This is a genomic window from Chryseobacterium sediminis (genome assembly GCF_008386505.1).
Classification (GTDB): Bacteria; Bacteroidota; Bacteroidia; order Flavobacteriales; family Weeksellaceae; genus Chryseobacterium; species Chryseobacterium sediminis.
This window is the reverse complement of sequence record NZ_VUNZ01000001.1, coordinates 302,776-326,680: the sequence shown is the minus strand read 5'-3', so window position 1 is coordinate 326,680 and position 23,905 is coordinate 302,776. Positions and strand designations below refer to the sequence as shown.

The 23,905-nt window shown below is 37.4% G+C and carries 13 protein-coding genes; 5 read left to right on the top strand and 8 right to left on the bottom strand.

Annotation, left to right across the window (positions count from 1 at the left end):
* From FW780_RS01360 to FW780_RS01340, 5 genes are all read left to right on the top strand, one after another.
* Positions 1-3,609 carry a DUF4450 domain-containing protein gene (locus tag FW780_RS01360; RefSeq protein WP_149831864.1) on the top strand — a complete coding sequence of 1,203 codons (3,609 nt, stop codon included), beginning with the start codon at positions 1-3 and terminating at the stop codon, positions 3,607-3,609.
* Between the two features lie 5 nt (positions 3,610-3,614).
* Entirely contained in the window at positions 3,615-5,753 is a 2,139-nt protein-coding gene (locus FW780_RS01355) for a hypothetical protein (RefSeq protein ID WP_149831863.1), read from the top strand.
* A gap of 174 nt (positions 5,754-5,927) precedes the next feature.
* The gene (locus FW780_RS01350; protein WP_149831862.1) at positions 5,928-7,016 is read left to right on the top strand and encodes a family 43 glycosylhydrolase; all 1,089 of its coding nucleotides are present in this window, start codon (positions 5,928-5,930) and stop codon (positions 7,014-7,016) included.
* A gap of 237 nt (positions 7,017-7,253) precedes the next feature.
* Positions 7,254-8,300, top strand: a complete 1,047-nt coding sequence (locus tag FW780_RS01345; RefSeq protein ID WP_149831861.1) for a GntR family transcriptional regulator — start codon at positions 7,254-7,256, stop codon at positions 8,298-8,300.
* An 89-nt stretch (positions 8,301-8,389) separates the two neighbouring features.
* On the top strand, positions 8,390-8,833 hold the full coding sequence (locus tag FW780_RS01340) for a nuclear transport factor 2 family protein (protein ID WP_149831860.1): 444 nt from the start codon (positions 8,390-8,392) through the stop codon (positions 8,831-8,833).
* Positions 8,834-9,177: 344 nt separating this feature from the next.
* Here FW780_RS01340 and FW780_RS01335 read toward each other — a convergent pair whose 3' ends face one another.
* The 8 genes from FW780_RS01335 to FW780_RS01300 form a co-directional block, all read right to left on the bottom strand.
* Positions 9,178-10,326, bottom strand: coding sequence for an alpha-hydroxy acid oxidase (locus tag FW780_RS01335; RefSeq protein WP_149831859.1), 1,149 nt, complete (start codon positions 10,324-10,326; stop codon positions 9,178-9,180).
* Between the two features lie 3 nt (positions 10,327-10,329).
* On the bottom strand, positions 10,330-11,715 hold the full coding sequence (locus FW780_RS01330; protein ID WP_149831858.1) for an FGGY-family carbohydrate kinase: 1,386 nt from the start codon (positions 11,713-11,715) through the stop codon (positions 10,330-10,332).
* A gap of 368 nt (positions 11,716-12,083) precedes the next feature.
* The gene (locus FW780_RS01325) at positions 12,084-13,364 is read right to left on the bottom strand and encodes a TIM barrel protein (RefSeq protein ID WP_149831857.1); all 1,281 of its coding nucleotides are present in this window, start codon (positions 13,362-13,364) and stop codon (positions 12,084-12,086) included.
* A 180-nt stretch (positions 13,365-13,544) separates the two neighbouring features.
* Positions 13,545-15,647, bottom strand: a complete 2,103-nt coding sequence (locus FW780_RS01320; RefSeq protein ID WP_149831856.1) for a bifunctional aldolase/short-chain dehydrogenase — start codon at positions 15,645-15,647, stop codon at positions 13,545-13,547.
* A 219-nt stretch (positions 15,648-15,866) separates the two neighbouring features.
* Positions 15,867-17,945, bottom strand: a complete 2,079-nt coding sequence (locus tag FW780_RS01315; protein WP_174774438.1) for a RagB/SusD family nutrient uptake outer membrane protein — start codon at positions 17,943-17,945, stop codon at positions 15,867-15,869.
* Positions 17,946-17,964: 19 nt separating this feature from the next.
* The gene (locus tag FW780_RS01310; RefSeq protein ID WP_149831854.1) at positions 17,965-21,003 is read right to left on the bottom strand and encodes a SusC/RagA family TonB-linked outer membrane protein; all 3,039 of its coding nucleotides are present in this window, start codon (positions 21,001-21,003) and stop codon (positions 17,965-17,967) included.
* Between the two features lie 290 nt (positions 21,004-21,293).
* Entirely contained in the window at positions 21,294-22,382 is a 1,089-nt protein-coding gene (gene rhaT, locus FW780_RS01305) for an L-rhamnose/proton symporter RhaT (protein WP_149831853.1), read from the bottom strand.
* Between the two features lie 324 nt (positions 22,383-22,706).
* On the bottom strand, positions 22,707-23,870 hold the full coding sequence (locus FW780_RS01300) for a glycoside hydrolase family 88/105 protein (RefSeq protein WP_149831852.1): 1,164 nt from the start codon (positions 23,868-23,870) through the stop codon (positions 22,707-22,709).
* Positions 23,871-23,905: the final 35 nt, after the last annotated feature.

The following is a 23,905-nucleotide window of genomic DNA, read 5'->3' as shown; positions in this document are numbered from 1 at the left end:
ATGCGAAGAACATCCATTTTAGCAGGCTTTATTGTTTTATCTGCCTTTTCACACTCTTTTTCCCAATCCAGACATTGGCAGAAAAATGAAAGAGAGCTGCATTACAAAGAAGACAAAGGTGATTTTTTGCTGGTTAACGGTAAATACCGCTTCAACCGTGCTTTGTATGGTAACAACCGCGCCTCAAGAATAGAAGCCGGAGATTTGCCGGAATTTGCGCTGTATCTTCCTGGAATGGGTGGTAATCTTCAGTTTGTTATTCAAAAAGGAAATTCAATTAAAAAATTAATTCAGGCCGATACCATTGAAACCCGTTATCGTCCGAGCATGATGTTATATACCATTAAAGATCATATTCTTGGAAATGGAAATTTAAAAATAAAGGTTTTAGCACAATCTGAAGAAGAAGGTTTGATCTTAAAAATGGAGACAGGAAATGTAGATCCTTCATCAAAGATCTATGCTGTTTATGGTGGAGCAAGCGGAAAAACATTCAGCAGAAATGGTGACATCGGTGCAGACCCGGAATCCGGTTTTTATTTGCTTCCGGAATATTGTGTAGGTAATCAGTTTCAAATTAATAAAAACCAATTTGAGCTTACTTATTTAAACAAGAAAAAAGAAAACCAGTTCATCAGCGGAAGTTTTTCGAGCGCCAATTCATTACAATTAACAGATGCAAAAACGTTGGAAAAATTATCTGATTTTGCACAAAATAAAGCAGAAAAATCTCCGATCATTTACGCAGCATATTCAGCGCAAAAAAAACCGGTTTATATTCAGATTAAAAAAGGAAAATCAGATCAGAATATTTCAGACAAACAACTTGCGGGTATTTTCAATGAAGCTGAACAATTCCGATCATCATTAATCAACCGCATCCAATTAAAAACTCCGGATTCGGATTTAAATAACTTCGGAGCTACCCTTGCCGTTGCCGCAGATGGCATTTGGGAAAATCCAACATTTCTTCATGGCGCAGTTGCCTGGAGGATGAGGCTAAATGCCTGGCGAGGAGCTTACGCAGCCGATGTTCTCAGTTGGCATGATCGCGCAAAAGAACATTTTGAAAGCTATTCCAATTCTCAGGTTTTAAAACCTGATTCGGCACCCGTTGAAATGGACACACTTTTGCATCTGGCAAGACACAAAGAAGAAATGGGAACTTCGGTGTTCTCAAGCGGATATATTTCCAGAAATCCCAATGACAATTCAAAACCTCATCATTATGATATGAATCTGGTGTTCTTTGACCAGCTGTTTTCTCATTTCAACTACACAGGAGATCTGGATTTTTTAAAAAAAATGTGGCCTACAATGGTTCGTCACATGAATTGGGAAAAAAGAAATTTCAAACGGGGCAATCTTTATGATGCGTATGCGGCCATTTGGGCGAGCGATGCTTTGCAGTATTCTGGTGGAAAAGTAACCCACACTTCTGCCTATAATTACAGAGCTAACCGTGAAATGGCAAAACTAGCGAAAATCATTGGCGAAGATCCCATCCCGTACGAAAAAGAAGCTGAATCCACTTTAAAAGCTATGAAAAACGAGCTTTGGATTAAAAACAAAGGGTATTTTGCTGAATATAAAGACGCTTTGGGGAATCAGATACTTCACGATAAGCCGGGAATATGGTCTATTTATCATGTTTCGGATGCTTATATTTTGAATGAATTTGAGGATTATCAAAACACACAGTACATCAACAATCATATTCCGAAGATTCCTATAACAGTAAAAGGAGAAATTAATAAAGATTATTACACCCTTTCCACCACCAGCTGGCAGCCTTATGATTGGTCGATTAACAATGTAGCGCTGGCAGAGAATTTACAAACAGCTTTGGCATATTGGCAGGCAGGAAGAAATGATGAAGCCTATCGACTTTGGAAAGGCAATCTGGCCGAAAGTATGTATTATGGAATCAGTCCGGGAAATTTTGAGCAATTATCTTACTATGATGCTTTTCGTGGGGAATTGTACCGTGATTTTGCCGATCCGATTGGTGTGGCTGCAAGAACTTTAACGGAAGGTCTTTTCGGAATCTATCCTGAATTATTAGAAAATAAAATCACTATAAAACCAGGGTTTCCCAAAGACTGGAATTTTGCAGAACTGAAGCTTCAGGATTGGGAATTTAAATTTAACCGAACTTCAAAAAAAACGAGTTATTGGTTTAAATCAAATTACTCCAATGCAGTTTCACTTGATGTATTGATTCCTGTGAATCATACTAAAATAAAATCAGTAACCGTAAACGGTAAAAAAGCGGAATTTGTAATTCATCCAAATTCTATTTTACAGCCCTTTATAAAGTTAGAAACAGAAAAAGGAAAAGAATTTACCATTGAAATTACGTATTCGGGAGATGAATTAAAAATAGAAAAAACAGATTACATCGCTTATATTTCTGAAAATCTTCAATTGAGTTTTGATTCAAAAAAGAAAATCAAAAATATTTATGACCCTCAAGGATTGGTAAAAAATTCCCCTCCTCTGGAGGGGTGGATTCGACCAAAGGGAAAAGACGAGGTGGTCAACCAAAAGTTTGAATTAAACCAAAAGGAAAGAAAGGGAACATTTTTCGTGCAAGTCGAGCAAAGCGGAACAACTTGGTGGCAACCTATAAATGTTGACATCCGATTTCCTTTGGAAACAAAATGGGCGAATAAAAAACTACAAATTCAGTCTAAATCATTCAATACAATCAATGGAAAATTGAGTATTAATAATTTAAGTACAAGTTTTTCAATTCAAAAAAATCAAAATACTTCAATTGAAATTCCAGCAAATGTTTTAAGCAGGGGAACCAACTTTATTCAGCTTGAATACAATGGAATCAGGCAAAATGTAGAAATAACAGATTGGGAAATTGAAAATAAAGGCGCATTCAATCCCGTTTCATTAGCCTCAGAATATAATGAGAGAGTAACCGAAATTTTCAATCAAAAATATCTTTCACCACGACTCAATGTCCCTACTCTACAGCTTCCATGGCAAGGAATCGGGAACTGGTGTTATCCGCTGACCACGACTCAAATTGATGACAGCGGACTGATGAAAAAACGAAAAGATGGAAAACTAGAGCTCTTAGGAATTCCTTTTTTAATTAATAACGAAGAGAAAAATATAGTCTTTACAAGTCAGTGGGATAATTTTCCTAAATCGGTTGAAATTCCTGTTACGGGAAAAGGTAAGAAAATCTATTTTCTGATGGCAGGTTCTACCAATCCGATGCAGTCACAGATTACCAACGGAACAATCTCCGTTCAATATTCAGACGGTTCGGGTACAGCATTAGAATTAAAAAATCCCGTAAACTGGTGGCCTATTGAGCAGGATTTGTTTGATGATAATTTTGCTTTTGAAATTCCGGATGATAAAATTCCGTACCGGGTTCAGCTGAAAACCGGGGAATTGTACAAAGGGGGAAGTTTAATGAAATATTCAGAAATTAAAGGAGTAAGCAGCCGGGCTATTGAAGGCGGTGCCGCAACCATTCTGGATCTGCCGATTGATCCAAACAGAGAATTAAAATCAATAAAATTAACAGCAGTGAGCAATGATGTCGTTATCGGACTGATGAGTGCCACTATTCTTAAATAAAAAATATGAGTAAAAAATTAGCAGTATATCTTGGATTTTTTCTGATAGGCTTTTCTTCATTAACTGCTCAGAAAATAGAGCGGAAGAAAGTAGTACAACGTCACAATGTGCTCAACACAAAAGCCGATACCCTTTCTACTTTAACGGTTGGAAACGGAAAATTTGCTTACACGGTCGATATTACCGGAATGCAGTCGTTTCCTGAATATTACAAAAATGGAGTTTCCTTGGGAACCCAGTCGGAATGGGGCTGGAACAGCTTTCCAAATACTAAAGATTATACATTTGAGGAAACATTAAAAGCATACGATTTCAACAATGAAGGACGGAAAGCACTATACAGTGTGCAACTCAAAGAGCCTGAACGAAATAAAGGAGCCGTTGAGTATTTCAGAGTCAACAAACATCGTCTGCAATTAGGAAATATCGGTATTGAACTGCTTAAAAAAGATGGTCAGAAAGCAAAAATTTCAGATCTTACCAACATTCATCAAAAAATTGATCTTTGGACAGGAATTATAACAAGTGAATTCTCACTGGACGGAATACCTGTAAAAGTCTGGACGGCTTCTTTTCAGAATTCTGATAAAATAGGAGTTAAAATCGAGTCTGGTTTAATTGCTCAAAACAGGTTAAAAGTTTTCGCACGCTACCCTTCTCCTACCGGACAATTTTTGGATGACGCTGCTTTTTATGGCAATGAAAACGATCACACAACAAGAATTGTTTCTTTACAATCAACGCAGGGTATCATTCATCATCAGTTGCAGAGTGCAGATTATTATACCCAGTTTTATTTTACAGAAGGGAAATTACGAGAAGCGGGGAAACATTATTTTGTATTCGAACCATCTTCAAAAAGTAAAAAAATAGAATTAAGTGTTGAGTTTTCAGCTAAAAATCCGAAAAATGGAAAAGCGTTATTTACTGATGCAGAAAAAGAAAGTGCTTCAGGATGGGAATCTTTCTGGAAAAGCGGTGCAGCAGTTGACTTTGAAGGAAGTACAGACCCCAGAGCAAGCGAATTGGAACGCAGGGTTGTTCTGTCAGAATATTTAACCAAAGTACAATGCGGAGGAAGCAACCCGCCACAGGAAACAGGATTAACCTTCAACAGCTGGTACGGAAAACCACATACAGAGATGCATTGGTGGCACGGGGTTCACTACGCTTTGTGGGGAAGGCCTGAGATTTTAGAAAAACAACTGGATTATTATTTCAGAAGTTTTGAAAAAGCAAAAAAATTAGCAGAAAGACAAGGTTATAAAGGTGTAAGATGGATTAAAATGTCGGATAATGAAGGAAATGAAAGCCCATCTTCTGTGGCCGCATTCCTGATCTGGGAACAGCCGCATATCATCTATATGACCGAGCTTCTGTACCGCGATAAACAGGACAAAAAAGTGTTGGAAAAATATAAAGACCTGATTTTTGCAACAGCCGAATTTATGGCAGATTATGCTCATTATGATAAAGAGAAAAACCGTTATAATCTCGGAAAAGGTGTTATTCCCGCACAGGAAGTTTTCCCTGCAAAGGATACGTACAACCCGACTTATGAAGTAGCATATTGGGATTGGGCACTGAAAGTTGCTCAACAATGGAAGGAAAGATTGGGGCAGCCGAGAGATAAAAAATGGGATGAGGTTATTGCAAAACTAGCCCCGCTTCCGGTTCAGGATGGCGTTTATTTATCAACCGAATCTGCAAAGGATTCCTTCACTTTTCCGAAATGGATGACTGATCATCCGGCTGTTCTGGGAGCATTAGGAATGGTTCCTGAATCCCCGAAACTGGATAAAAAAATTATGAAAAATACACTGGACATTGTTTGGGAAAGATGGAACTGGGAACACACCTGGGGTTGGGATTTCCCGATGACGGCCATGAACGCCGCAAGACTGGGACTTCCAAATAAAGCTCTGGATGCACTTTTTATGAATATTCAGACTAATACCTATCTTACAAACGGTCATAATTTCCAGGATAAACGTCTTCGTATTTATCTTCCCGGAAACGGAGGAATATTAACGACTGTTGCCATGATGCTCGAAGGCTGGGACAGTTCCAAAGGTACATTTCCCGGTTTTCCAAAAGACGGTTCCTGGAAAATAAAAGCGGAAGGTTTTAAAAAGATGCCTTAAATTTCATATTCATACAACAGTAGTAGTTAGAGTCTGCCTTAGGGCGGGCTTTTTTATGCTCTAGTTTTAATTTTTTCAAGTCCAAAGGCTGATAAATTCCGGCTAAACAGTTCACCGAAAGTACAGGACAGTCTGTTGATATGTTTATACTAAATTAGCCGTAAATCAGATGAGATGGACAAACCAAGACACTTTACACGCAGAGACTTTTTACAGACTTCAGCCCTTGGGATCACAGCTGCGGTTCTGGGGTTGTCATTTACAGGTTCATCTTCCGACAAACCTTATTTCAGCTTAAAACCAATTGGGCGTACCTTTTCATTGGAGAACTATTACATTTGGTGTAATTCTCCAATCTGGGGCGAAGACGGTAAGGTTCATCTTTTTTATTCAAGATGGAAAAAAGAAAAAGGGATGGGCGGCTGGCTCAACGGCTCTGAAATCTGCCGTGCAGAAGCTGATTCTCCCTATGACGAATTCAGGCATAAACAAGTTATTCTTGCCCCCAGAGGCGGCGAATTCTGGGATGCCACTACTTGTCATAATCCTTTAATTACCAAAGTAGAAGATGAGTATTATCTTTTCTACATGGGTAACCAAAACGGAAAAACAAATACCAAAAGAATAGGGCTTGCCACTTCAAAAAGTCTTGACGGAGATTGGGAAAGGCCGCAAAAACCTCTGCTACTTCCCGGAGAAAAAGGCGCATGGGACGACCATTGTACTACCAATCCCGCTTTTATAAAAGGAAATGATGGCAAATTCTGGCTTTTTTATAAATCCTGGAACACCGAAGAATATGAAAACCAGAAAGGTCCGGTAAGAGGAAACCGAAAATACGGACTGGCAAAGGCAAATCACCCTTCAGGTCCTTACGAGAAAATAAAGGAAAATCCTGTCATTGATTTTTCATTACAGCCTGACAATGCCCAGCTCGAAGATGCTTTTATCTGGAAACAACATGGAAAATTTCATATAGTAGCCCGTGATATGGGGTTCTTTAACCATGAATACGGTTTACATTTAACTTCCAGGGATGGCCTTAACTGGTCCAAACCGAAAATTGCTTACCTTGATATGAAAAGTTATAGTAAGGAACCTGTACCACCCAGTCATTTAAAACGATTCGGAAGATTAGAACGTCCCATGATTTTAATGGACAAAGACGGTAAGACCCCTAAATTTCTGTTCGGAGCAACACAGGGAGGAAAGTTTGAAACTTCTACCTCTTTTGTCTTTGAAATTACAAGCACTACAATTTAATTCTCAATTCCTTCTTTGTTTCTTTTACTTTTCTAATTACCATGCTAAGGTATATTATTAAGTTTTTTGCATATTGTATTTAACTTTGTATACTAAAATTCTATTTTTACGTTATAATTTATAGTAAAACCATTGCAATTACAATTAATATTATAAATATTTGTAACTTGCCTTAGCCCGTTCGTTAACCTTTGAATTATTCTTTAAACTGAAATAAACATCTCCTACTTTAACATCATGGCAGAAACATTTGAAATAATAATCAATGAGCATTCCAGAGTTCCTAAATATAAACAGATTGTAGATTCTATTCTCAATGGAATTGATAGCGGAGAGATTAAGATTGGTGAGAAAATCCCTTCTATAAATGAACTCAGCGAGTCGTGCTTTCTTTCAAGAGATACGGTAGAAAAAGCATATAAAGAACTCCGAAAAAGACAAATCATCGAATCTGTAAAAGGAAAAGGATATTATATTTCACGGATTAATAAAAATGATGTGATTAACATTTTCTTCCTGATCAACAAACCGAGTACTTATAAAATGATGATTTATAATTATTTCGTCAATGCAATCGGTACCAAAGGCAATGTTGAAATGTATATTTACCACTGTGACGAAACACTTTTCATTAATTCTTTAAAAAAGAATCTTGGCGGATTTGATTATTACGTGATTATGCCCCATTTCCGTGATGAACAGTCTAAACATACCAGCTCAACACAGCAGGTTTTAGATATGATTGAACAGATCCCGAAAAACAAGTTGCTGTTGTTAGACAATACCAAGCCTAATGTTTCCGGAGAATACGGCTCTATTTTTCAGGATTTTGAACATGATATTTATAATGCTTTAAAGGAAGGTTTAGACAAAATAAAGAAATACGAGAAGATAATTTTAGTGTATCCCGACAAATCCATTCATCCCTACCCTTTCCGTATTGTACGGGGTTTTGAGAAGTTTTGTAAAGATTTTATACTGGATTATGAAATTCTTGACGAAATTTATCCCGATATGGAATTGCAGGATAAAGATATTTTCATCACAATTCGGGAACGGGATCTGGTGAACCTGGTTAAGCAAATCCGGCAGAAAAACCTTGAACTAGGCAAAGACATCGGAATTATTTCCTATAATGAAACGCCTCTTAAAGAACTGCTGGGAATTACGGTAATTACTACAGACTTTAAAGCTATGGGAGAATCTGCGGCCTATATGATTCTGAAAAATAAAAAAGAATCTGTGAATAACGTCTTTAAGTTTATTCAGAGAGATTCTTTATAAATAGTTATGCAATCGATTACACGAATTATACTTTCGAATTTAGAACAAAACACTTTTAAATACTATCAAACAAAATATATTATTCAACTATGATTAAAAAATTAATTTTTGCCATTGGTTTTATGATGGCAATAAGTATTTCAGCACAGAAAATAAGTGATAAGGAGGCTGTAAATGCTGTTGCCGAAAAGTTCAGATTAGCGATGATAAGCGGAGAAAAAACTGATTTACAATCTTTAATCCTGCCGGAATTAACGTATGGACATTCTGGAGGTCATATTGATGATGCCAGGGAATTTGTAGAAAAACTGGCCAGCAAAAGGTCTGATTTTATAACGATTGATATTACGAATCAAACGGTAAGTATTGTTGGTAATACAGCCATTGTCCGTCATCATTTTTATGCAACGACTGCTGATGCCGGAAAAGCACCGGGAGATGTGATGCTGGATATCTTATTGGTTTGGTCAAAAGTAAAAAATGACTGGAAGTTATTGGCGAGACAGGCGGTAAAATCGGAGAAGAAGAAATAAATTTTCAAATTATCATAAAAAAATTCGCAAGGCTGTCTTTGCGAATTTTTATTTTGAAATGGTCATTTTTTTAACGCAAAGTTTTATTTATCATACTGCCTATTGTAAGTGAGCAAAGAATGGAATCAATAAATTGATTCTAATAAAGCCAGCTTCATCAGCAACTTTGTTGCAATACTTTGCTTCCTTAAATAATGCATTTTACTATTTTAAATATTCGTTTAAAAATATTTTGGAATCCGCAAACAGAATTTTACTTTTTGACTAAAGTCAATAAGAATCTGCTACAATGAAAAACGGGCTAAAGCCCGTTCCAATTGAATATTAATATAACCTTAAAGATTTTATTTCACTCTGAAGTTTTGCAAATCTTCCGGTTTTTCACAGCAAACCTGTTCCATCACCTGTCTGAACTGCATTTTAAGCATTTCAATAATATGGTCACCGCCTTTGTCACCTAAAGCTCCTACTGCATACATGAAAGTTCTTCCCATAAAGGTAAATTCTGCACCACAACTTAAAGCGCGGGCAACATCCGGGCCGGTTCTTACACCACTGTCCATCATAATTTTGATCTGACCTTTATATTTTTCGCTGATTTCTTTCACTACAGAAATCGTAGATTCACCCGCATCAAGCTGTCTTCCGCCATGATTGGAAATAATCATTCCGTCGAAACCTAAACGAACTGCTTCTGCGGCATCTTCGTCTGAAGCGACACCTTTAATGACTAATTTTCCTTTCCATTTGTCACGAATCGCCTTGATTCTGTCTGAATTCAATCTGCCGGAAAAAGTAGAATTCATAAACTGGCCCAGCTGTTTCACATTCATATTTTTATCCATATACTTATTCATCGTTGCAAAACTCGGAACACCATGTTTCAGCATCTCTAAACACCATTGCGGCTTTACCAAAGCCTGGGAAACATTTCGGAAATTAATTTGAGGCGGCATTGATAAGCCATTTCTTATTTCTTTTGCTCTGTATCCAAAAGTCGGAACATCAGCCAAAACAACAAGTACATCGTATCCGGAAGCTTCACAACGATCGAGAATATCATCGCGCAGCCATTCTTCTCTCGGATGGTATAATTGATACCAGGCTTTTCCCTCTGTTAATTCGGAAATTCTTTCAAGACTGCTTGTTGTAACTGTACTTAATATGAAGGGAATATTATGTTTAAAAGCAGCTTTTGCCAAAATTTCGGGAGCATTGGGCCACATCAGTCCCTGTAACCCAACGGGAGAAATTCCAAAAGGCGCGGAATATTTTACTCCAAATAATTCAGTTTCCATGTTGGTTTCACTGTAATTATTCAGATAACGTGGACGAAGAAGAACTTCTCTTAGTTCGCTCGTATTTCTGTCCCGGTTTATGTTTTCATTGCAACCGCCATCCAGGTATTCGAAAGCGAAACGGGGCATTCTTTTTTTTGCCTTTTCGATTAAAAGTTCAAGCGAAGCGTAACGGGTATCAAATGGAAATGCCATGTTTTATAAATTAAGAATTAACGGTTGAAGCACTTTCATCTGATAATGCTGCTGTAAAAAAGTTTCGTCTATTTTTTTGTTCGAAATCACCATGGAAGCTCCCAATGCAGAACCCAGCGGAGAATGGGTAGACATCACATTGTAATGCTGAAAATGATGAGACATAAGCTTCATAAATACGTCATTATCAGTGAATCCGCCATCGATATAAATGTTTTCGATATCTGAATTTCCGATTGCATTTTTGATGGTATGAATCTGTAAATCCATCAGTTCTATCATTAATTGATGATATGCTTCTTCAAAAGTAGTGAATGATTTTAAATCTGTTTCACTGATCATTTTTCGTTTTAAAATAATTCCTTCAAAGCGAAAATAGATATTTTTATTTTTCATTAAGCGCAAATACAAATCCTGATCAAACTGCACTTCTCTGTGGAAACCATATTCTTTTCCGTAATAAGCACATAGTTTTTCAACCTGGATTTTGTATTCATTTCCCATGAAAAAACGGGATGCTTTTACACGTTTCCCATCAATTCTCATGTAATTCAGACAATTATTTTCTACATCTTCATCAGTCAGGCTTTCATCATTAAAAGGATTTAACGAAATACTCCAGGTTCCCGTTGAGAGAAGTAAAAACGGTTCTTTTTTGCTTAAAATATAAGGTAATAACGCTGAAGAACTATCGTGAATCCCAACACCGATTTTAATTTTTTTATTTCTGTAAGAAGTATTGATACTCGCAGAAGTCGGTACAATTGGTGGTAATAAAGCGTCTATTTCTTCTTCATACACCCAGTCGTGATAGTCAGCTTTGTCGTAATCCCACAAATTGGTGTGACAGCCTATTGAAGTAAATTCCGACACACAAATTCCGGTAAACAAATACGATAAATATTGAGGTAAATGAAGGCTGTAACGGATTTTTCTGAATATTTCCGGATGCTTATATTTCAGCCAGAATAATTGCAAACCTGAATTAAGCATTCCAGCCTGGGGTGATGCTGTTTCACGGGCAATTTTCTGTTTGCTTCCATGCTTTTCATAAAATAAATCAAGAATTTCCTGATCCATTTGTTTGGTGTAATTGTACAATGGAGTCAGAACATTTCCTTTCTGATCCAGATGCACAAAACTTGCTCCATAGGTGGAAAAATTGATGGCTTTTACTTCATATTCTTCATGATCAAGAATGGCATTAAAATTATCTTTTATCCAATGTTGCAAGGCTGAAAGGTCTTCCGCAGGATAATTATCTTCATCAGTAATGAGTGGTAATTCTGTATATTCCCGAACAACTTCTTTATAATTCTTATCGAATAAAAAGAACTTTTTATTAGTCTTTCCAATATCAAATACGATGGTTACCTTTTTTTTAGACATTTCTGGGATGAATTTTTATTTTTTGTCATTGCAACAACAAAGCGGCAAAGCAATTTATTTTTTTTTGTTTTAACACAAGTAACGCTAATATCTTCACAAATGTCACAGTGCTGATTCATGATATCTGTGCAAAAAGTTTAGTGCGTATTCGTGTTTCAATAATTTTAAATTTAGTTATTGAAACACCATTAAGGAGTGTTCAGATGATACGATGAATTAAGAAAAAATCCACTTATTTCTTAAGCAGCAAAAAGCTAATATCCTACCTCCAAACACTTTCAACCTTAATGATAAAAATATAAGGATACATATAATAAAAACTTTCGATTGCACTCAAAAGTTGAAATTATCAATTTTAAAACAGGGTTTTATAATCCCGTTGCTTTGGTTTCTAGGCCTCTTTCAATAATTAAATTTTCTCTCACCTTTAAACTCCTGTAAGCTGCGATCGGATCTAAAGCAGCACCTTTCTGCAATCTTGCAGCTCTTAATAATGGACGAACATCTGTTCTGTAGGCATTTTGCAAAATATCCTGCGCACCAACGACATCATTATTCAGCTGAGCTGTTTTTAATGCTTTCTGATCAACCAAAAGTGCCTGTGCATAAGCAATTAAAATAGCTTCCAGAGACTGTAATAAATCTTCCAGCGGGTCTTTAATGTTATGGCTTGCATCGATCATCCAGGCCGGATAAGGGTTTTGAGGATTATTTTCCATTCCGTATACCAATTCATTGAAAATCAAGAACAAAGCATAAGGTTTAATGGAACCTACCGTTAAATCATCATCCCCATATTTGCTGTCGTTGAAGTGGAAACCTCCTAATTTCCCTTTGTACATCAAGGTTGCAATAATCTGCTCAATATTGGTATTCGGTAGATGATGACCAAGATCTACCAGTGTATAAGCCCTCTCGCCACAAGCATTTGCCAACATAAACGAAGTTCCCCAATCCTGAATGGTTGTTGAATAAAAATTCGGCTCGTAAGGCTTATATTCAATGAAAAGTTTCCAGTCTTCAGGCATTTCTGCATAGATTTCTTTTAAACTTTTCTCTGTGTTTGACAATGCTGTCTGAAAATTCAATTGTCCCGGAAAATTTGCTCCGTCCGCCAGCCAAACCGTTAAGCTTTTTGAATCTAATTCTTTTCCTATCCTAATCACTTCTTTGTTGTGTTCTACAGCATAGGCTCTTGAATCTTCATTCACAGCATTCAAAGAACCGAATTTATAAGAATGTTTAGCACCTGCCTGATCCTGGAATGTATTAGAATTCATGGCATCAAAAACAAGTCCGTAAGAAGCAGCAACTTCTTTAATGGCCTTCACATCAGTTGGAATATCCCATGGAATGTGTAATGAAACAGCTCCTGCAGAATGTGTTAAAGTATGAATTAAACCTATATCATCTAATTTTTGCTCTAAAGAAGAAGGCTCACCACCATAAGTAAATCTTCCAAAACGGGTTCCTCCCGCTCCTAAAGCCCAGCTCGGAATGGCCACCTGGAAATCAGCAATTTTGTTGACAATCTCAGCAACATTGGCTCCTGATTTTGTTAATTTATTTTGTAGAAAATCGAAATCTGTCGTAAAGCTTTCAATTTCTGTTTTGTTGTATTGTTCAATGATATCTTTTCCTATAATCATGATTTGATTTTTTGAATTGATTTTTACCACAAAAGCTTCTGATAATTTAAAGCTTAAAATTATTGAAAACAAAAGTTCAAAAAGAAGGACGAAATCAAAGATCTTAAACCTTTTTGCTCTTTTCTAAATTGTATGAATCAATAATAAACTTTGTGACTTTTGTGGCTAAATTTTAAAATTTTATCTTGGGAAAGCATTTGCCATTCCTCCGTCTACATTAATGATGTTTCCTGTGGTTTTATCTAAGATGGCAACGCATGCAAAAACTCCGTTTGCAATATCCTCAGGAAGGATAATTTCGTTTAATAAATTTCTCTTTGCGTAAAATGCAGGCAGTTCTTCAACAGAAATTCCGTTTGCTTTTGCACGGCCTTCTGCCCAGGCTCCTTCCCAGATTTTACTTCCTACAATTACCCCATCAGGATTTACAACATTTACGCGGATTTTATCTGTTGCCAATTCTGCTGCCAATAATCTTGTCATATGCTGTTGAGCAGCTTTTGCAGTTCCGTATGCTACGTTATTCGGGCCGGCAACCAATCCGTTTTTACTTGCGATGTTAACGATATCTCCTCCCAAGCCTTGCTTTTTCATGATTTCCACCCCATTTTTAACCATCAAAAACTGACCTTTCACCAAAACATTTTCCAGTAAATCCCAGTCTTTTGTAGTGGTATTTTCCAAGGATTTGGAAATCGCTAAGCCAGCAGAATGAACAATGATATCTACTCCACCGAACGCTAAAACTGTGTCTTTAAAAGCATTAGCAATAGCCTCTTCATTGGTTACGTCACAAGTAACTGCTACAGCCTGATCTTTACTGTATTTTTCTGTAACAGAATCTAAAGCTTCCTGATTCAGGTCGGTAAAAACAACGACTGCACCTTCCTGAACCATTTTATCAGCAATAGCCTGTCCGATTCCACCTCCGGCTCCTGTAACAACAGCAATTTTTCTTGACAATGGCTTTTCTTTAGGCATTCTTTGCAGTTTCGCTTCTTCCAGCAGCCAATATTCAATATCAAAAGCTTCCTGTCTTGGTAATGAGGTGTATTCGGAAATGACTTCTGCTCCACGCATTACATTGATTGCATTGACGTAAAATTCGCTAGCTACACGGGTAGTCTGTTTATCTTTTGAGAAACTGAACATTCCTACTCCCGGATAAATGATAATCACTGGATTCGGGTCACGCATCGCAGGACTGTTTGGGTGTTTACAGGTTTCGTAATATGCTTTATACTCTTGTCTGTATTGTTGGAAAAGAGGAGTTAATTTTTCTAAAATAGCTTTAGAATCACTTAAATCTTCATTTTTATCTAAAGTTAAAACTAACGGCTGAATCTTAGTTCTCAAAAAATGATCCGGACAGGAAGTTCCAAGTGGTGCTAAACGCTCCAAATCATTACTGTTGATGTATTCCAGAACCACATCACTGTCTGTAAAGTGACCTATCATTCTGCTTTCGGAAGAAGCCAGACCACGTAACAAAGGCATCAACTGAGCTGCTTTATTCTTGCGCTCATCAGCTTGAAGAGATTCTACTTTTTGGCCACCGAAAACCTGTCCTTTTTCTTCGATTTTTCCAGCAATATATTCAGAAGCCATTTCGATAACTTCCAAGCTGTTGATGTAACATTCATAAGAAGTATCACCCCAGGTAAATAATCCGTGGCTTCCTAAAACAATTCCTCTGATCCCTGGATTATCATTTAAACATTTTTCCAATTGTAATCCTAAGTCGAAACCCGGACGCTGCCATGGAACCCAGCCCATTGTATCACCCCAGATTTCTTTTGTAATTTTTTCGCTGTCTTTTGCGGCAGCTACAGCAATTAAAGCATCCGGATGAAGGTGATCGATATGCTTGAATGGAAGTAAACCATGTAAAGGTGTATCAATGGAAGGTGCTTTGCTGTCCAGGTCAAAAATACAGTGATTGAATAAGCCCACCATTCTATCCTCATCTGCTAAGCCCTGGTACACATTTTTCAGATTTCTTAATCTTTCTGTGTATAATCCGGCAATCCCTTTTCTTGTTAATGTTCCGATGTCACCACCAGAACCTTTCACCCACATCACCTCAACATCTTCGTTAGTTAACGGATCTTTTTCGATGGTTTTGCAGCTTGTATTACCTCCTCCGTAATTGGTAATTCTTAAATCTGCCCCTAATATGTTTGAGCGGTATAAAAATAAAGCCACCTGATCATTTCCGAAAGAGGCTGCTTTGCTTTCATCCCATAAATAGTCTACGTATTTGAATGTTTTTACTTTTTCCATTGGTTTACTTATATTTCTGAATTTCTATCCAAAATTAGACTGTAATATTTTTTACAGCATCCCGTACTATACTGGTAAATACTGTATTTAAAGATAAATTAATGTTTAAATTCTTGTCAGTCAATTCATCTTTATAAAAACAATCCGGCTGAGGATATTTATAATTACTATTTTGTGATTAAAAAGATTGGTTTAAAATATACTTTGAGGTTAATTTGATTAATATCCGGGAAGCTGAGACAGATTTGGATTATCAACTAACGGATGACCTGCCGCCTGTGCGGCAAAAGGCAGCAATTCTGTTTTATTCGGTACAAATCCGTAGAAAAGTCCGTCTCCTCCACCTTCGATCCAGTTTGGATACGTTCCACCGTTTTCAGCTGAACCGGTTGGTTTGGTATAGATGATGCTGCCAATCTGAAGCTGGCCTGCAGCAGCTCCTATAAATCCAGCTGTCCTTTTTGCATTGCTGTTAAATGTACTGTTATAAGCCTGGAACATATTCGCAGGATACCATTTGTCATCTGTTGTAGTGGTTTGTCCGTGTGCTACTGCAATATCTCTTAATGCGGTCTGATAATTCGCAAAGCCTGTAGAACTTGTGGGAACATTAGTAATTACCGAAATTTCTGCAGGATTCGTAATGTCAATATATTTTAACGCTAAAAACGGATCACCATAAATCTGGGCATTTTTTTCTAGCTTATAAAGTCTGTAAACAGGTGTATTTACATAGGCTCCCGTTTTGTTTGAAAGGTTTTTCATTGACTGTTTTGTTGCATCAATTTCGCTTGCCAAACGATTCATACGAATCAAGTCTGTACGAAGATTAAACTCTCCTGCAAATTCCCATTTACGTTCCTGAACAATAGCGGCTTCAAATGCCTGCTGACCAGACGGAGCAGGTACAGAACCAATTCCTGCACGGTTTCTTACCTGCATTAAAGCCGTGGTTCCTGCAGCAGTAGGTCCTCCGTTTAGATAGTTCTGAGATTCTGCATACATTAATAAAACATCTGCATATCTTAAAACAGGAATATTTAAATTACGGGCATCTGCCGCTTGGGGAGCAATACACCATCCCATTCTGAATTTACCTGACAGGATGCATGAATATGTAGTTCCGGCATTCACCCAGGTGTCACTTGCATTACCATTGTTTAAGAAATATACACTGTAAGAAGTACAAGAAACGTCTCTACGTGTATCCCCCTGATTAAAAGACAAATAATAACTAGGAAGAATGAATTGTAATGCCTTTCTTGATCCATACGTTCCTCCACGAGACCCCTCATTGGCGTAAACTCCGAAAGCTGAGTTTGTATTTGCCCCGTATTCCGCAACCTGCCAAAGAATTTCTGGATTTGTGACTGAAAATTTTCTTTGACAGAAATTGAACCACAAGGCTTCGAAACCACTTTTGCCACCCTGAGCCTGAACCAAAGAATTGGTTCCTCCGTTAATAATAGCTGCACAGGCATTATCCGCAATCTGATACAGTTGCTGAATTCTGCTGTTATCACTACGGCGCGACATCATGGCTCCACTTCCTGTATTCAGGTCCCAACGAAGGGAATATCCTGCTGCGTAAAGAGCAATTCTTGCCAATAAGGCGTTCACTGCATGTTTTGTTAAACGTTCTGTTGTTGCATATCCACTTTGCCCAAAACTTGGAACGTTGGCTACGGATTCCTGAAGATCAGCAATGATATGATCGTAAATTTCGTCTCTTGAAGTACGTTTTGGGTATAGTGTACTCGGGTCATTCGGATCCATCTCATCCAAAGGTTTAAAAACTGAAGGAACGTCTCCGTAAACACGAATTAAATTATAATAACAAAATGCACGGATGGCCTTAACTTCAGCTAATAAAGCATCACGTTTTGGGCTTGCTTCCATTTTACTTAATCCGCTGACTGCAATATTGGTCCTTTCAATAACGGCATACATCGCAGAGTAAATCCCTGTTACCGTATTGGGGGTATACGCATCATATTGATAGTTGGCAATATTATATTTGGAATTATTGGTAGAGCCATCTTCTGAAGAGTGGGTTACTGTGTCGCCGGCTCCTAACTGATAATACATTTCAGTTGGAACTATACCTCTGTAACAGCCCAGAACAAACATTTCTGCAGTATCTATATTTTTAAATACGGATTCTGTATCTAATGAATTGTAAGCGGGTTGATCCAGAAAATCGTCACTGCATGAGTTCATCGCTAAAACAGCAACGAAAATTGAGGGAAGAATGACTAATTTTCTTAAAAATATGGGAGTATTATATATATTTTTCATGATTTTAAATATTACATCATTAGAAAGTTAAATTAAGACCAAGAACATAGCTTCTTGAGCGGGGATACGTAGAACTGTCGTACCCAGGTGTAACAGTCACCCCGCTTGCTGCAGAAACTTCAGGGTCATAACCTGAATACCCTGTAATTGTTGCTAAATTGTTAACAGTAAAATAGATGCGGGCATTGGACAACATTACTTTATTCAAAAATTCTTTAGGAAAAGAATATCCTAATGTTACCTGGGCAATTCTCAGATAAGAACCGTCTTCTACATAGTATGATGATGGGTAGGCAATATTTGAAGTGTTTGTATTGCTTAAGCTCCAAAGGCTTGAGTCCTCGTTTGGATTCAATTCTTTTAATCTTACTAAATTGGTTGTTGCCAGCCCTGTATTAGGATCAATCAGGTGATAATAATTATTCCCGAATTCTGAAGGAACATTCTGGAACATAGCATATGGGCTTAAGCTTTGTTTAGTCGCATTATAAATATCATTCCCAACGCTAAATTTCATGAATACAGCTAAGTCAAAACCTTTGTAAGAGAAGTTATTACTGATTCCCCCGATAAAGTCCGGGGTACCGTTTCCGATCTTCTGCATTTTTCTTGTAAACTGATCTCCTGATTCATTATCAGCAGCAAATTTCATATCGCCCGGTTTAGGAGTTCCGGCTGAAGGTTTTACAACGCCCGGCTTTAAGGTTAAAGATCCGTCCGAATTTTGGGTAAAGTCATCCGTAGTATAAACTCCCTGATAAATATACCCGTACATATCTCCCAGTTCTTCTCCTACCGTTGCATAGTAGGTCACCATTCCCGTTCTGCTGCCTCCTACACTGAATGTTTTATTCAGTTGTCCGTTTTCAAGAGAAAGAACTTTCGATTTGTTAAAAGAGATATTAAGATCTGTCGTCCATCTGAAGTTTCCGGATTTTACATTCACTGTATTTAATGTGAATTCCATTCCTCTGTTTCTCATAGAGCCGATATTCTGGTACTGTCTTGAATAGCCTGAAGAAACGGGAAGTACACTTTCGAAAAGCATTTTGCTTACATTATTATTATACCATTCGGAAGTCAATTTAATTCTGCTATTGAAAAATGCCAGATCTACACCAATATTGGTAGTTCTCAGCTCTTCCCACTGAAGATCACGATTTCCCCAATTTGTACTAGTAACGTATGCCGGATATCCCTGAGTATTGTTTATTGGATAATCTGTAAGCAGAACATTGGTTCTCCATAAGTTATTGGAGACACCATTGTTACCTGTTACTCCATATTCAATTCTTAATTTAAAATCATTAATGATTTTATCGATCTTATGACCCTGCCAGAAATTTTCCTGAGAAACACGCCATGCACCTGCTACAGATGGAAAATACCCCCAACGAGAATCTTCTGCAAATTTTGAAGAACCATCCGCACGTATTGTTCCTGTGATTAAATAACGATTATCATAATTATAGTTTACACGGGCAAAATAGGAAAGTAAGCTGTTGCTTGATCTATCTGTATTTTTATCAGCAACCGTTGCATTGGCAATATCATCCAGTCCGAAATTAGGATATGGGAATTTTGTAAGTTTCATGCTGCTTCCTTCGGATTCTTCATACCAGATTTCGTTCCCGATTAAAGCATTTACTTTATGTTTTTCACCAAACGTTTTATTATAATTTAAAGTGTTGGTGATCTGATAACGGAATGTCTCTGCATTGGCAATATTTCCGTTGATCCCAGTATTTACAGGATCTGTAAGGAACGCGCGGGAATTCTGATCCGAAAATGATGTCGATTTGCTGTTTATCCAGCTATATTGTCCGGCAGTTCTCCATGTGAAGTTTTTCAGGAAGTCAAATTCGACACCTGCATTGGCTACGAATGTTCTGGTACGTTTGTTTGAAGTTGAAGCCTGGGTTTCTATGTATGGATTTTCTGTATCGAAACCAGAATCCAGTGCTGAAAAATCCGGGAAAGTCTGAGTGTTGAACAAATGGTCTTGGGTAAATAATGTACCACCAGTAATAGGCTGAAGAAGAATTTTTTTCATTCCTGAATAAGCACCTCCACCGTTTACAGAATTGTTCGTAAACATGGTATTGAAATCTACTCTTACCCCTTTATACAATTCTGAATTGATATTAGCACGTAATGAATTCCTTGTCTCGCTATAATTTTGAAGCAAACCATCCTGTTTATTGTAATTATAACTGATGAATGCCTGTGTCTTATTATTTCCTACAGAAACATTTACGTTGTGGTTCTGAGTTAATCCCGTTCCTCCCAGCATTTTTTCCTGCCAGTCTAATGCAGAATCAGATCCGTAGCGATTGGCAATTCTCTGATTGGCTCCGGAATAAAACCCCGGTGCATCGGTCCCTAGATTATTGTCAAAAACATTGCTCCAAGCTGATGGTTTGGACTGAAGTACTCCCAATTCGTACTGATACTTTACATATTGTTCCACATTGGAGAGCATATCCAATTTTTTTGAAAGCATATCAAATGACATGAAAGTATTGTAGGTGATAGTCGTTTTTCCTTTCTTCCCGCTTTTAGTTTTAATAACAATAATACCATTAGAACCACGGGCTCCGTAAATGGCAATGGCAGAAGCACCTTTCAGTACATCGATACTTTCAATATCATTAGGATTAATCACATTCAAAGCATTATCCAATTGGAAACCATCTACAATATACAGCGGATCGGAACTTTGAGTTATGGAAGAACCACCTCTGATCGTAACGTTGGCATTGGCACCCGGAGCACCACCTGCTGTTACGATATTCAGACCTGATGCTCTTCCCTGCAGCGCCTGTAAAGCATTCATTGCCGGTGTAGCTGCCAAATCTTTTGCAGAAACTGAAGAAACAGATCCTGTTAAGTCTGACTTCTTAACTTTACCATAACCGATAACGACTACTTCCTCAATATCTTTTGTGTTTTTCACAGAATCATTTACCGTCTTTTGCCCCCAGACAAAACTTGTTGAAAGCATAAATGCCGGAAAGACGATTCGCTTTATATTTTTGTGTTTAACTATTAAAGACATATGTTAATTTTTATGTTACCAAAATACACCGTTACAAAAATCCGGGCATCCTGCAATATCCTGTATTGAAATATTAATAATTTATCACAATTAACCACAATATTTAAGTTATATTTCAAAACAAACAACAAAACAATTGCAAATCACTAATTATTTGATAAAATACTTAACTAAACCGTGAATTAAAAATCCCTCTATTTTTAATAAAAAGACACTGATTTTTCAGTGCCTTTAAAAGAGTTAAAATTCTAACTCTGAAACTATATGAATAGATGAATGTGAAATGAATTTTATCGTAAAGAATTTCCGTATCCTACAATCAAAATAGAGATAAACATTACAATCATTCCGGCAGAAATGGTTACAATTGTTTTTTTGGAAACTCCTTTCCATTCTTTGATGATAATTCCCCATAAATTGGCAATAAAAATGATAAAGGCCATGTGTAAAATCCATGAGCTGGCACCATTTCCCATTTTACTTTCGCCCATACCGTAAAAGAAGAACTGTAAAAACCACATGGTTCCGGCAAGCGCACAGAAAATCAGGTTACGCACCACCGGTACGTTTCTTTTGGTATAATCGGTATAGGATTTATTTTTAGCAGCTAAGTACAAACACCCGATAAGATTGACTGCCATACCACCCCAAAGCACAACAATGTAGGTTACATTATTTTGAAAAAGGAATTCTCCCTGATCCGGGTTAGCTATTTTCCAAGCTTCATTGGCTGCAATTGCCATTGGCTTTCCTGCTTCCAGTCCGAAGTTAAAACATGCACTTAAAACACCGGATATGATAGAAACGATTAATCCCAACCCGAATTTATATTCCGTTTTTACTTCTAGACCATGAGGATCTTTTGAATCGGTTTGTAACTCTTTTTCTTTCATCATTCCTGCTTTTCCACTGATGATGATTCCGATGACACAAACCAGAAGTCCCAGCAAAACAAACTGTCCCCATTGGCTGGAAAACAGCAAACCGATATTGTCTTTTCCTGTTTGCGGAGAAAATTCATAATAAATAGAAGGAACGAGTGATCCAAACACCATACAAAGCCCCAAAATAATGCTGCTTCCAAGTGCTACGCCCAGATATCTGACGCCCAAACCATAAGTAAAACCGCCAATTCCCCACAAAGCACCAAACAAAAACGTCAGTCCTAATATGGAAGAGCTTTCATTCCGAATGATATCCCAAAAACCGGGAATGGTAAGAAATGCCGCAAGAGGCGGAACAATGATCCAGGAAAAAACTCCTCCTATTAACCAATAAGTTTCCCAGGACCAGCCTTTTACTTTTTTATAGGGTAAATAAAAGCTGCCTGAAGAAAAACCTCCTAAGAAGTGAAAAAAAACTCCTAATAATGCATTCATAATTTATCTTATGGATTGAATTTGAAAATTAATACTATGAAATCGATTGCGCATCTTGTAGTGTCATGTTGTCATATTAATTCTTTTTTCTTAAAACAAAAGAATCAAAAATTCAAGACCTGGAATCATCCGCTAAAAATTAATTCTATTCTCTAAAAATTCTAAAACTTGCGCGATTTCAATATGAGTTCTTCGATTCAGTATTTGTCTCGCGCTTCAAACAGTAGAATTTTCTTAACGTTCACAGAATTAATTTCCTTAACGCTCCTGCTTCCTAAGTCAATAATGTTAATTCAATGAATGTTAACAATTTTGAATATTCGTTTATTTTAATTGATACACTTCACTTGCAGCAAGCAACAGACAGCCTAAACCATAGTCTTCAAAATCAGGCTGCTTATCAATGGCAAGCGGCTGACCGTCTTTAGGCTCTTTTCCTGTTCCCTGAACCCAGCCTAAAAATCCATTCGGCTGAACAGAATCTTTTACAATTGCGCTCCATGCTTTTACAACAACGGGTAAATATGTTTTTTTATCAATCAGTCCTTTATTAATTCCATACGCCATTCCATACACAAAGAGAGCGGTTCCCGTCATTTCTTTGCCTCCGAAATTGCCAGGATCATGCAGACTTACATTCCAAAAGCCATCTTCCCTCTGAATGGGTAGCAAAGCTGATAACAGATCTTTATAATCCTGTAAATATTCCTTATAATGCGGATCAGATTCCGGGGTATCTTCCAACGTCCGGGCCAGAGCTGCCACTACCCAGCCGTTTCCGCGGCTCCAGTAGCAATCTTCGCCATTGGGTTCTTTGTAAGGGAGAACGAAGCTTTTATCCCGCCACCAAAGTTTGTCTTTTGGGTTATATAAACCATTTCCTCCATGCTTATATTTCGTAAAGGCATACATCTCATAATTTTTATCGAAATATTTTTGTTCACCTGTAATTCTGCCCAGCTTTGTAAAAATCGGCATTCCCATTTGGAGCGCATCAATCCACCACCAGTCATCTGATTTTTTGGAGGCAATCATACTGTCCATAGAAGCTTTTACAAATTTTATTCTCTCCGGATTTTTTTTGCCGTCAATTTCATAAAGATCCAGATATGTTTGTCCGCAAGCCTGATTGTCTGCATTACGGGTATAGGTACCGCGCATCATGTCCCAATTGTGTTTTTGAGACCAGTCGATGGCGTAATCGTAATACTCTTTTTTAGGATCTATTTTATACAGAGCCATCAGCCCTTCATAGTAAACAGCCCGTGTCCATAAATTGCTTGGCCATACTTTTTTGCCGACAACTTCCTTTCCCGCATCCGGCCATTTGTTCATGAAATATTGATTTGCCCTGCGTGAAATGTCCAAAATTTCTTTTTTATCCGGAAGATTAACGTTTTTTGCCATCGTTTGTTTCTGAACTGAGCAGGAATATAAAACTCCAAACATCAACGCAAAAAAAGCGCCTCTCATTAGTACTTGCTTCATAATTATTTTATTTTTTTATTTTAGAAAATTAAAGG